The organism is Aeromonas sp. FDAARGOS 1414, assembly GCF_019047065.1.
Lineage (GTDB): Bacteria > Pseudomonadota > Gammaproteobacteria > Enterobacterales > Aeromonadaceae > Aeromonas > Aeromonas veronii_A.
On sequence record NZ_CP077210.1, the window covers coordinates 3,124,910 to 3,137,500 of the forward strand.

Genomic DNA, 12,591 nt, shown 5'->3' on the forward strand with positions numbered 1-12,591 from the left:
AAGAGTTTAGGAAGTATCTATGCAAAACCAACAAAACCACATCCGACTACCGGGCATGGCACAGGTGTTTGCCTGTCTGGCCATTTTCCTGGCCCTGGCATTCTCGTTCACCAGCGTGCTCGATCTGCCGATCCAGCTGGCGTTGTTCATCGCCTGGTTCGTCATCATGGGGCTTGGCATCAAACTCGGCCACGATTACAAATCCCTGGAACAGGCTGCCGTTGACGGCGTTGCCAAGGGGATGGGGGCCATCCTGATCCTAGTCTCCGTCGGTGCTCTGGTCGGCACCTGGATTGCTGGCGGCATAGTCCCCAGCATCATCTACTTCGGCCTCAAGGTGATCCACCCGTCCATCTTCCTGCTGGCAACCCTGATCATCTGCTCCCTGACCTCGCTGGCCACCGGCACCTCCTGGGGCTCTGCCGCCACCGCCGGTATCGCCATGATGGGGATCGGCCACAGTCTCGGCGTGCCTGCGCCGCTGGTCGCCGGTGCCGTGCTCTCCGGCGTCTATTTTGGTGACAAGCTCTCTCCGCTCTCCGACTCAGTAGTGCTGGCTTCGACCATGTCCAACGTCGACGTGGTGGAGCATATCAAGGGGATGCTGCCCATCAGCCTGCTCTCCTATGTCATCACCGCCGTGCTGTTCACCGTGGTGGGCATGCAGTATTCGGGCAACGTCAGCCTGGAGCAGGTCAATCTGGTGATGGAGGCCCTCGACAACCAGTTCAACATCACTCCGCTGGCCATAGTGCCGGTGGTGCTGGTACTGGGCCTGCTGGCCAATCGCAAGCCCGCCTTCCCGGTGATCAGCTTCGGCGCCCTGCTGGGCCTGATCTGGGCTATCGCCTTCCAGGGCATGGATCCGGTCAAGGCGATGCACTCGGCTTATAGTCCGTTTGCCATCACCTCCGGCATCGATTTTATCGACAACATTCTCGGTCGCGGTGGCATGGAGTCCATGCTGGGTTCGGTTGCGGTCATCATCTTCGGTCTCGGGTTTGGCGGCCTGCTGGAGAAGGTCGGTATTCTGGAAGTGATCGCCAGCGCCTTCGAGAAGCGCATCAACAGCGTCGGCAGCCTGACCAGCCACACCATCGGCACCGCGTTTCTGGCTAACGTGTTTGGCTCGGCCATGTATGTGTCGCTGATCCTGACCCCCAAGATCATGGCCAAAAACTACGATCGACTGGGACTGGCGCGCAAGAACCTCTCTCGCAACGCCGAGTTTGGCGGCACCCTCACCTGCGGCATGGTGCCATGGAGCGACAACGGCATCTTCATGGCCGGGGTACTGGGGGTGGCAACCCTCGACTACCTGCCTTACATGTGGCTGAGCTTCACTTGCATCATTGTGACCATCACCCTCGCCTACATGGGCAAGGCAGTGAACCGGATCCCGCTGGTCGCGGCGGCAAGCTCCCGCTAAGCCATCCTGCAAACAACAAAGGCGCCATCGAGGCGCCTTTGTTGTTTCAGAGAAATGCTGTTTGATGGAGGCACTGAGCACCACAAACAAAAACAGCCCTCGTTGCCGAGAGCCGTTTCATCAGACCGATAACGCCGATCAGATGGAGAAGCTGGAGCCACAGCCACAGGTCGTGGTGGCATTGGGGTTGGTCACGGTGAAACGTGAACCTTCCAGACCCTCGGTGTAATCCACACTGCCGCCAACCAGATATTGCAGGCTCATGGGATCGATCACCATGGTGACGCCATTCTTCTCGACTACGGTGTCCCCGTCGTTGATCTTCTCATCAAAGGTAAAGCCATACTGGAAACCGGAGCAGCCCCCACCCGTGATGTATACCCGCAGCTTCAGCTCGGGATTCTCTTCCTCGGTGATCAGGTTCTTCACCTTGTTGGCCGCCGCATCCGTCATCTGGATGGGCAGCGGGGCTTCTGCTACTGCACTCATTACTGACCTCACAACCATTAGATCCACAAACATGGAAACCGCGAAATTATCCAATACCCGACCATTCAGTTCAAGTATTCACCACGTTTAACCGGCCGCGGGAACCGGGGCAGGCGGTGCGGCGACCAGCGGCTTGATCACCTCGCCCCACTCAACCAGCAGCTCTTGCGCCGGTTGCCTGCCATCCTTGTTGATGGTGACACGGATTCGATCCGGCACAAAGCCTTCCGGCAACTGCCAATTCCCTTCCAGCAGCTGGAAATAACGCAGGGCATAACGCCACTCGCTCACCTTCATTCCGAGATCGCGGCCGGTCAGCGTCTTCGGCTTGTCAGCCAGACTCCCCTCGACCCGGATCTGCACCTGACCACGAAACAGCTCCCGCTTCTTGGCAGGCTGGGTCAGGGCGAGACGATAGTGGTAGCGACCGGGAATGCTGGTCTCCTGCAGAGTCAGGTTGTCGATCACTACCCCCACCTGTTCGCCGGTGGGGCGCATGATCCGCTCGAAAAAGGCCAGCTGGCGCTTGAGCTCCTGCACCTGCGCCTCCTGACTCTTCAGGGTGGTCTGCAACTGCTCGAAGGCCGCTTTCTGGGTTGCCAGCTGGGTATCTTTCACCCCCAGCTCGGTCTTGAGCTGGCCGATGGCCTTGCCCTGACGATCCAGCGTCTCCTGCTGTACCACCAACAGACTGCTCTGGGCCAGCTCCTGACGGTTACCGACAAAGTAACCGATGAGCCCGCCAACGGCTAACACGACCAATAACTTCAATAGATTGGACATAGCCCCTCATCCCGTTATCACGCCATTTACGGCAGCGCCTCTCCCTTCACTATACCGCCCTGACCGAGGCCAAAGGCGATAAAGGGAAAAATTAACTGGCCGTGGCGCTGCCATCACCCCGCTTTTGACGCGCGGCGAGCCGTAAAGTTCGCTCCAGGATCTGGGAATAGATGGGTCGGCCACCCAGCCACTGGGCAACCAGAGTCGCACCGACTGTGGTGATCATCATCGGCAAGATCAGCTGATAGTTGTCGGTCATCTCGGTGACCAGCACGATACCCGTGATGGGGGCACGCACGGTGGCAGCAAAGAGAGCCCCCATTCCGGCGATGGCAAAGGCGCCGGGCTCGATGCCAAGCTCCGGAAACGCCGCATGAAACAGATGGCCGAACACCACGCCAAACAGGGTGCCCAATGCCAGGGTTGGCGCAAACACCCCGCCCGGGGCACCGGAGCAGAAGCAGATGAGGGTCGCGACCAGCCGCACCGAGAAGATGAGGAACAGGGTCGCCATCGCATACTCATCCCCCATCAGATGGGGAATAAGCTCGGTGCCGCCCCCCGTCACCGCGGGAGCAAACAGCGACAGCACACCGAATGTTCCGGCGACCAGCATGCCGATGGCTACAAAACGGTGGCGCTTGTTCTGATGCAGCGCCAGATAGCCATCCTGACAGGCCAGCACCAGCTTGTTGAAGACAAAACCGAGCACCCCGAAGGTAGCCCCCATAAAGAGGAACAGCCAGAGCGCCTTGAGGGCTGGCGCATCGTAGTGGGGCAAGGTGATCACCGCTCCCTGCCCTTTCATGTTCTGCAACATCAGGGTCGCCATGATGGCGGAGATCCCCACCGCCTTGATGGCCAGAAAGGAGTAGCGAAACTGCGGCCGCATCTCCTCCATCACGAACAGGATGCCCGCCAGCGGCGCATTGAAGGCCGCTGCCAGACCTCCCGCCGCACCGGCGGCCAACAGGGCATGGCCATGCTCCTTGGGCAACCGGAAGATATCCGCCACCATCTTGCCAAGGTTGCCGCCGATCTGTACCGAAGGCCCCTCCCGCCCCAGCACCATGCCGGAACTCAGGGTGCAGATGCCGCCGAAGAACTTGACCGGCAACACCCGCCACCACCGAACCGGGCGCAGATCGTCCATCGCCCCCTCGATCTCGGGGATGCCGGAGCCGCCCGCTTCCGGGGCAAAGGTATGAGTGAGGAAGTAACCGACAAATCCCAGCAAGGCGCTGAAGCCAAAGCCAAGCAGACCGAGCTGCCACCAGGGACGGTCTGCCAGCAAATCGATACGTTGTTCTGCCAGCCAGTGGACACCCGATTCGAACAGACCGCACACCAGTCCGGCCAGGGTGCCGACCAGCGCCGCCAGCAGCAGCACCAGCAAGGGCATCTTGTCTTGCCGGATAATGCGGGAAAGCGGCCTCCGCAAAGAGGTATCGGCTTCAGAGGAGAGAGCTTGTTGCGCCATCTTGTTACACCAACTTGGAAAAACCATATCGTCAGCTAGCTGAGATCAGGATCACCCGGCGCGTTGCTCGGCTGCCCAGGGCTGGGGCTTTCTGCTATAGTCGGCCCGTTAAATTTTTGTCACGGGAGCAGACCGAGAGTCCGGGTGGCGAGAGCGCAAAGCATACTCCTGATGCTCCGGCCTGCCGAGTCTCAATCGGCTGCAATCCCTTGTGTGACGACCAAAATCCCATTAAGGATGATCCATGTCAAAATCAGATCAGCTGTTTGAACAGGCCCGCCAGACCATTCCGGGTGGCGTCAACTCACCGGTCCGCGCCTTCAATGGGGTCGGCGGCACACCCCGCTTCATCGATCACGCCGATGGCGCCTATCTCTATGATGTGGATGGTCAGGCCTACGTGGATTACATCGGCTCCTGGGGCCCCATGCTGCTAGGTCACAACCACCCGGCCATCAAGGCCGCCGTCATCAAGGCCGTTGAGAAAGGGCTGAGCTACGGTGCGCCGACCGAGATCGAGGTGCTGATGGCCGAGAAAGTCCGCCAAATCGTCCCCTCAATGGAGCAGGTGCGGATGGTCAACTCCGGCACCGAAGCCACCATGAGCGCCATTCGTCTGGCCCGTGGCTACACCGGCCGCGACAAGATCGTCAAATTCGAGGGCTGCTACCACGGCCACGCCGACTCCCTGCTGGTCAAGGCAGGTTCCGGCGCCCTGACCCTGGGTCAACCCAACAGCCCGGGCGTTCCGGCCGATTTCGCCAAACACACCCTGACCTGCGTCTTCAACGATCTGGATTCGGTGCGTGAAGCCTTCACCCAGTACGGCAGCGAGATCGCCTGTATCATCGTCGAGCCGGTCGCAGGCAACATGAACTGCATCCCGCCGGTCCCCGGCTTCCTGGAAGGGCTGCGCGCCATCTGTGACGAGTTCGGTGCCCTGCTGATCCTGGACGAAGTGATGACTGGCTTCCGCGTCTCCTTGCGTGGTGCCCAGGGTCACTACAACATCGACCCAGATCTTACCACTCTTGGCAAGATCATCGGCGCCGGCATGCCGGTGGGCGCCTTCGGCGGCAAGAAGAAGGTGATGCAGCACATCGCCCCGACCGGCCCTGTCTATCAGGCGGGAACTCTCTCCGGTAACCCGGTAGCCATGGCTGCCGGTCTGACCATGCTGGATCTGCTGCTGGAGCCGGGCCTCTATGAGCAGCTGAGCGCCAAGACTGCGCGGGTTGCCGAGGGACTGAAAGCGGCCGCCGCCAAGCACGGCATCCCGCTCGCCATCAACTATGTGGGCGGCATGTTCGGCTTCTTCTTCACCGAAGAGAACGAAATCACTCGCTACGAGCAGGTCACTCGCTGCGATATGGAACGCTTCAAGCGCTTCTACCATCTAATGCTGGAAGAGGGCGTCTATCTGGCGCCGAGCGCCTACGAGGCGGGCTTCCTGTCTCTGGCTCACGGCGACAAGGAGATCGAACATACCCTGGCTGCCGCTGAGCGCAGCTTCGCCAAGCTGGCTGGCTAAATCGCCGCTGGTTGTCGCAAAGGGCCCGTCACGGGCCCTTTTCTATTGCAGTGCCTTCATCACCAGACAGGGCATCGATACGCCCAGTTCTGGTGCATTCCCTCTTCGTCACTGACCAATTTGTCATCCTCTGGTGCAACTAACCCTGCCATCCCTGTCATAAAGCAGGCCCACTATTTGCACATTCACCACAAGAGCCCACGTCACCGAGGTCCATATGGCAGAGATGAGCCCCATCGATGTGCTGCGGCGCTATCAGGAGTATCAGGAGGAGCTGACCCCGCTACTGCAGGGGCTGCTCAGCGCCCCCCTTGTCTCGCTCAAGGGGTATCCCTTTGTCATCAGCATTGACCACTATCAGGGGCCGATGTGCATCCAGCCTGCGGCACCGGCCGCCCATAACCGGCTGCACCTCATCGTGCAGGGGCAAGGACGAGAGATCACTGTCTGTCTGAATCAACTGATTGGTTGGTTGATGGGAGACAGGGAGCGCCGCCGCGCCATGCCCTGGTTCAAGGCGGTCTATGTGGTGCTCAGCATGGCGCTGTTTCTCATCGTCGCAACGCTCATCTGGCACGGGCTGGAGCAGCTTTACCAGCTATTGTGCGGCGAGCAGCAGAACCAGCTCGGCGCCTTTAGCGCCATCATCTTTCTGACGCTGGCACTGGCGGTGTTCGATCTGGGCAAGACCATTCTGGAAGAGGAGGTACTGCTGCATAAGGATATCTTCCGCCACAGCGCTATTCGCCGCACCATCACCCGCTTTATCGCCGCCATTCTGATCGCGGTCTCCATCGAGGGGCTGTTGCTGCTGTTCAAAGGCTCGCTCGGCCAGAACGAGCTGCTCTGGCCAGCGGTCGGAGTGATGGGGTGCGCGGTGGGTTTGCTGCTGGCGCTGGGCCTCTATGTCTTTCTGGGGGCCAAGGCCGAAGCGGCACTGGTACAGGCTAGCCTGCGCTCTCCACCGCCAGTTGCACAGGGGAGCGACGCGCCGCCCGCCAGGAGGCGTACATGGTCCAGGAGGTATAAATGACGATAAAGGCAACCAGCCACTTCAGCATCTCCATATCCATGGATTTGACCAGCATGGCGGCCAGCACCACACCGATGGGGCCGAAGATGGCCACCGCCAGCACGGCTTTGGCATCAAACGCCCCTTTGCGGATAAAGGTGCCTGCGGAGAAAACGCTAAGCACGGCGGTGGAGCCCATCATGATGGGAAACGCCGCCAGCGGATTCATCCCCAGCAGATAAACCAGTGTCATGCAGGGGGCAAACAAGCCGATACCGACATTCATCAACACTCCGAAGATGAAGTTGCCGAGCAAGGCGATCGCCAACTGGTAGCCGCTGAGCCCCATCGCATCTCCACCAACGGGGAAAAGACCCAGCAGACCGGCAAAGATAAGCCCTGCGACGATCAGTAAGGAGATAGCCATCACCAACCGGATGGTCTGCCGATCAAATGAGGCCACATGGCGAGCCCCCCAAGCTGCGCCTGCGGCGGCGGCCATCATCATGCTGATCAGCGTCAGCGGTTCCACTGCTACTGCGCCGACGAAGATCAGCGACTGAGTCACGGTCGGCAGCACACACTGCCCATTGAGGGTACCCGGCAGCACCCGGTCATCGATCAGCTTGAACTGCTTGTAGCAGGCGGTCTTTACCGCAAAGCTGCCCACCCCTAGGGTATCGAGGAAGTTGGCAACCCCACCGATCAACGCCACCGGCCAGAAGGGGGTCGCCTCAAAGGATCCACTCTGCTTCTTCCGCCAGCAGGCTTGCACCAGCATAAAGATGAATACGAGGCCTCCGGCTATAAAAACCAGCCGTAAAATATCAACTAACATAGGGGTTTCTCCTGCAACGGGCGGCGATTCTAAGGCAAGCAGCAGAAAAAATCTTGACCGGAATTAAGCAATGCTCACGACACACCTCTGCGAGGCGAAATATTTATCAATAGACTCCGAACGACTCTGCTAATACTTGTTACTGAGGCCAACAGGCCGGGTCCTGAGCACGTTGTTATGGTCCTTTCGCGACGACCACTTGTGCCAAAGGACATAATAAAAAAGAGGGCCGGTAGTGATACCGACCCTCTTTCTGTATCTGGCCGGGGCGCAGGGGCCTCGACCAGGACAACAGCTTATTGAATGCTCTTGCCGGCACGCACGTCCTTGATAAACCCCTTCAGGCTGGCCAGATCACGGGGAGCACCGCGCAGGATCTGATCACCGATGATGAAGGCCGGGGTACCGGAGATACCGAGCGCTTCCGCCAGCGCACGGTTGGTACCGAGGTTCTGGTCAATGCTGCCATCCTTGATCTTGGCTTCCACCTTGCTCCAGTCCACACCGGCCGCCACTGCCAACTGCTTGACCTGTGCTTCATCAGCGAGCGGGCCCTGATGGCTATAGAGCTTCTCGTGGAACGCCTGGTATTTGTCAGGCTGACCCAGCTGGACCGCCAACGCAGCACGGGCTGCGAAGTAGGAGGACTCGCTCAGAATGGGGAACTGCTTGTAGATGTACCGGATGTCTTTGTCTTCCGCCATCAGCTGCTTGACCAGCGGATGGGCCCGCTTGCAGTAACCGCAGTTGTAATCGAAAAACTCTACAATGGTCAGCGACGCCTTCGGATTCCCCATCTCGGGATCCTGATTGGCATAAAGCTGCTTGGAGTGAGCCTTGATCAGCGCCTTGTCACTCTCGGCCTGCTGGCTCTCCTGCTTGGCACGCAGGGCATTGGACATCTCGACCAGGATCTCGGGATTCTTGACCAGATAGTCGCGAACGATTTGCTCGACATCGCTTTTGGTCAGCTCGCTTGCATGTACCGGCGTCGCCAGCAGGGTCACGCCAGCCAGCGCGCAAAACAGGGCATTTTTAATAGTCATAACGTTATCTTGCAGAGGATATGATAGAGGCCACTATAGTGGTTGAGTCTGTTTTCAAGTCAAGTTATCTGGCCAAAAAAGCGCTTGATGCACCCTGATTGCCACTTTTTCATGTCGTTTCGTGCAATTAACCAGCAATCGAACCGGACGGGGATTTACAAGCCGGATCAGCATGGTAATATTCGCCGCACTGCTGCGGAGGGGTGGCAGAGCGGCTGAATGCACCGGTCTTGAAAACCGGCGATGGGCGACCATCCGTGGGTTCAAATCCCACCTCCTCCGCCATTTATACCGAGCCCATGCAACCATGTTGCGTGGGCTTTTTATTTGCCTGCTATTTGCCACTCCTTATAGCTCTCAACACATTAGCCTTCTTTAGCGCCCCCATTCATTTTCCCACCTGCAGGCTCAATAGCCACCACAAGATCCCCTACCAACATCGAACCTCTGCGTTCCTGCGCGAATCCCTTCCCAATTCCTTATTACCCCAAACAACAAGGACCCAACGCAGCAACCACTGCGCCTGCGTGTTAGCACAGCCAACACACTCTCTGGCATAACGTCAGTGGGCGACTAACAAAATCATGGACAAGCAGAGGGCTCAAAAAGAAAGACTTCAGCTAACACAGGACGCAGATGCCCAGGAAAGATCGCAAGCAAGAGATCCTAGCGTACAGGCGAGCATAGGATTCGTGGGTCATGACTACGCCAGAGCCGCCATACAGAGCGACAGCGGTTCAGTGAAGAAAGAGTACCAAGCGGAACATCAGGCTATTTGTGGAACCAGAAAGCAGCGCCGAGTAACAATAAGTACAGAGGAAAGGAGATAGGGCCGGTCAAAAATCAGGCTACCTTCTGAGTTTCAGGTAATAAAAAACCCCGCTCGATGAGCGGGGTTTCTTGTATTGGGTGCCTGGCAGTGTCCTACTCTCGCATGGCGAATGCCACACTACCATCGGCGCTACCGCGTTTCACTTCTGAGTTCGGCATGGGATCAGGTGGTTCCACGGCGCTATGGCCGCCAGGCAAATTCTTCAATCTTGGAAAGCTGATGTGAATAACAACTTGGCTAGTTTGCTTTGTCATTACCACTGAATTTGAGTAGTTCGTTCATTCGCTACAAGCCTTAGAACACTTCTTGGGTGTTGTATGGTTAAGCCTCACGGGTAATTAGTACGGGTTAGCTCAATGCATCGCTGCACTTACACACCCCGCCTATCAACGTTGTGGTCTCCAACGGCCCTTTAGGACCCTCAAGGGGTCAGGGATGACTCATCTCAGGGCTCGCTTCCCGCTTAGATGCTTTCAGCGGTTATCGATTCCGAACTTAGCTACCGGGCAGTGCCACTGGCGTGACAACCCGAACACCAGAGGTTCGTTCACTCCGGTCCTCTCGTACTAGGAGCAACTCCCTTCAATCATCCAACGCCCACGGCAGATAGGGACCGAACTGTCTCACGACGTTCTGAACCCAGCTCGCGTACCACTTTAAATGGCGAACAGCCATACCCTTGGGACCGACTTCAGCCCCAGGATGTGATGAGCCGACATCGAGGTGCCAAACACCGCCGTCGATATGAACTCTTGGGCGGTATCAGCCTGTTATCCCCGGAGTACCTTTTATCCGTTGAGCGATGGCCCTTCCATTCAGAACCACCGGATCACTATGACCTACTTTCGTACCTGCTCGACCTGTCCGTCTCGCAGTTAAGCTGGCTTATGCCATTGCACTAACCTCCTGATGTCCGACCAGGATTAGCCAACCTTCGTGCTCCTCCGTTACTCTTTGGGAGGAGACCGCCCCAGTCAAACTACCCACCAGGCACTGTCCGCGAGCCCGATTCAGGGCCCTGCGTTAGAACATCAAACATACAAGGGTGGTATTTCAAGGACGGCTCCAGCGCAACTGGCGTCACGCCTTCAAAGCCTCCCACCTATCCTACACATGTAGGTTCAATGTTCAGTGCCAAGCTGTAGTAAAGGTTCACGGGGTCTTTCCGTCTAGCCGCGGGTACACCGCATCTTCACGGCGAATTCGATTTCACTGAGTCTCGGGTGGAGACAGCATGGCCATGGTTACACCATTCGTGCAGGTCGGAACTTACCCGACAAGGAATTTCGCTACCTTAGGACCGTTATAGTTACGGCCGCCGTTTACCGGGGCTTCGATCAAGAGCTTCGCTTGCGCTAACCCCATCAATTAACCTTCCGGCACCGGGCAGGTGTCACACCCTATACGTCCACTTTCGTGTTTGCAGAGTGCTGTGTTTTTGATAAACAGTCCCAGCCATCTGGTCACTGCGACTCCCAACTGCTCCATCCGCAAGGGACTTCACCATCAAGAGCGAACCTTCTCCCGAAGTTACGGTTCTATTTTGCCTAGTTCCTTCACCCGAGTTCTCTCAAGCGCCTTGGTATTCTCTACCCGACCACCTGTGTCGGTTTGGGGTACGATGACTTGTAATCTGAAGCTTAGAGGCTTTTCCTGGAAGCAGGGCATCAATGGCTTCCACACCGTAGTGTGTTCGTCTCGTGTCTCAGTGTTGTGTCTCCGGATTTGCCTAGAAACACCACCTACGCACTTTCACCAGGACAACCGTCGCCTGGCCCACCTAGCCTTCTCCGTCCCCCCATCGCAATTACAAGTCGTGCAGGAATATTAACCTGCTTCCCATCGACTACGCCTTTCGGCCTCGCCTTAGGGGTCGACTCACCCTGCCCCGATTAACGTTGGACAGGAACCCTTGGTCTTCCGGCGAGGAGGCTTTTCACCCCCTTTATCGTTACTTACGTCAGCATTCGCACTTCTGATATCTCCAGCATACCTCTCGATACACCTTCGCAGACTTACAGAACGCTCCCCTACCACTCACACATAAGTGTGAATCCGCGGCTTCGGTGCCTGGTTTGAGCCCCGTTACATCTTCCGCGCAGGGCCGACTCGACTAGTGAGCTATTACGCTTTCTTTAAATGATGGCTGCTTCTAAGCCAACATCCTAGCTGTCTGAGCCTTCCCACATCGTTTCCCACTTAACCAGAACTTTGGGACCTTAGCCGGCGGTCTGGGTTGTTTCCCTCTTCACGACGGACGTTAGCACCCGCCGTGTGTCTCCCGGATAGTACTTACTGGTATTCGGAGTTTGCATGGGGTTGGTAAGTCGGGATGACCCCCTAGCCCAAACAGTGCTCTACCCCCAGTAGTATTCGTCCGAGGCGCTACCTAAATAGCTTTCGGGGAGAACCAGCTATCTCCGAGTTTGATTGGCCTTTCACCCCCAGCCACAGGTCATCCCCTAACTTTGCAACGTTAGTGGGTTCGGTCCTCCAGTTGATGTTACTCAACCTTCAACCTGCCCATGGCTAGATCACCCGGTTTCGGGTCTACACCTTGCAACTAGACGCCCAGTTAAGACTCGGTTTCCCTACGGCTCCCCTATACGGTTAACCTCGCTACAAAATGTAAGTCGCTGACCCATTATACAAAAGGTACGCAGTCACCCCGAAGGGCTCCCACTGCTTGTACGTACACGGTTTCAGGTTCTATTTCACTCCCCTCACAGGGGTTCTTTTCGCCTTTCCCTCACGGTACTGGTTCACTATCGGTCAGTCAGGAGTATTTAGCCTTGGAGGATGGTCCCCCCATATTCAGACAGGATGTCACGTGTCCCGCCCTACTCGATTTCACATCAAGGTTGTTTTCGTGTACGGGGCTATCACCCTGTATCGCCGGCCCTTTCCAGGTCCGTTCCACTAACTTCCAAGATGCTTAAGGGCTAATCCCCGTTCGCTCGCCGCTACTGAGGGAATCTCGGTTGATTTCTTTTCCTCGGGGTACTTAGATGTTTCAGTTCTCCCGGTTCGCCTCTGTTACCTATGTATTCAGTAACAGATACCCGAGTTATCTCGGGTGGGTTTCCCCATTCGGAAATCTGTGAGTAATAGCGTCTCTTACCGACTTCTCACAGCTTATCGCAGGTTAGTA

Annotated in this window: 8 protein-coding genes, 1 tRNA gene and 2 rRNA genes (1 of these 11 running past the window's edge); 4 read left to right on the forward strand and 7 right to left on the reverse strand. The window is 57.3% G+C overall.

Annotated elements, in window-relative coordinates:
* Window positions 1-19 precede the first annotated feature (19 nt).
* Window positions 20-1,429 (forward strand): Na+/H+ antiporter NhaC, encoded by a 1,410-nt coding sequence (nhaC, locus tag I6L44_RS14030; protein ID WP_005357819.1) that lies wholly within the window; start codon window positions 20-22, stop codon window positions 1,427-1,429.
* 138 nt (window positions 1,430-1,567) lie between these two features.
* Here nhaC and erpA read toward each other — a convergent pair whose 3' ends face one another.
* The 3 genes from erpA to clcA all read right to left on the reverse strand — a co-directional run bounded on the left by erpA (window position 1,568) and on the right by clcA (window position 4,181).
* The gene (gene erpA, locus I6L44_RS14035) at window positions 1,568-1,918 is read right to left on the reverse strand and encodes an iron-sulfur cluster insertion protein ErpA (protein WP_005340225.1); all 351 of its coding nucleotides are present in this window, start codon (window positions 1,916-1,918) and stop codon (window positions 1,568-1,570) included.
* Between the two features lie 87 nt (window positions 1,919-2,005).
* Window positions 2,006-2,701 carry a DUF6776 family protein gene (locus I6L44_RS14040; RefSeq protein WP_005343032.1) on the reverse strand — a complete coding sequence of 232 codons (696 nt, stop codon included), beginning with the start codon at window positions 2,699-2,701 and terminating at the stop codon, window positions 2,006-2,008.
* 91 nt (window positions 2,702-2,792) lie between these two features.
* A complete protein-coding gene (gene clcA, locus I6L44_RS14045; RefSeq protein WP_216952149.1) occupies window positions 2,793-4,181 on the reverse strand; it encodes a H(+)/Cl(-) exchange transporter ClcA in 1,389 nt (462 codons plus the stop codon).
* Window positions 4,182-4,425: 244 nt separating this feature from the next.
* Here clcA and hemL point away from each other — a divergent pair, with 244 nt between their 5' ends.
* Window positions 4,426-5,712, forward strand: coding sequence for a glutamate-1-semialdehyde 2,1-aminomutase (hemL, locus tag I6L44_RS14050; RefSeq protein ID WP_076495780.1), 1,287 nt, complete (start codon window positions 4,426-4,428; stop codon window positions 5,710-5,712).
* A 217-nt stretch (window positions 5,713-5,929) separates the two neighbouring features.
* Entirely contained in the window at window positions 5,930-6,745 is an 816-nt protein-coding gene (locus I6L44_RS14055) for a hypothetical protein (protein WP_216952150.1), read from the forward strand.
* Here I6L44_RS14055 and I6L44_RS14060 read toward each other — a convergent pair.
* Together I6L44_RS14060 and I6L44_RS14065 are read right to left on the reverse strand one after the other, a co-directional pair.
* A complete protein-coding gene (locus tag I6L44_RS14060; protein ID WP_216952151.1) occupies window positions 6,660-7,562 on the reverse strand; it encodes a sulfite exporter TauE/SafE family protein in 903 nt (300 codons plus the stop codon). The two genes, I6L44_RS14055 and I6L44_RS14060, sit on opposite strands and share 86 nt — an antisense overlap.
* Before the next feature lie 296 nt (window positions 7,563-7,858).
* Entirely contained in the window at window positions 7,859-8,608 is a 750-nt protein-coding gene (locus I6L44_RS14065) for a DsbA family protein (protein ID WP_005340211.1), read from the reverse strand.
* Window positions 8,609-8,805: 197 nt separating this feature from the next.
* Between I6L44_RS14065 and I6L44_RS14070 the strand changes: the two genes are divergently transcribed.
* Window positions 8,806-8,893, forward strand: a tRNA-Ser gene (locus tag I6L44_RS14070).
* A 626-nt stretch (window positions 8,894-9,519) separates the two neighbouring features.
* Here the strand turns inward: I6L44_RS14070 and rrf are convergent.
* Window positions 9,520-9,634 (reverse strand): 5S ribosomal RNA (gene rrf / locus I6L44_RS14075).
* A gap of 123 nt (window positions 9,635-9,757) precedes the next feature.
* A 23S ribosomal RNA gene (locus I6L44_RS14080) occupies window positions 9,758-12,591 on the reverse strand (it continues 58 nt past the right edge of the window).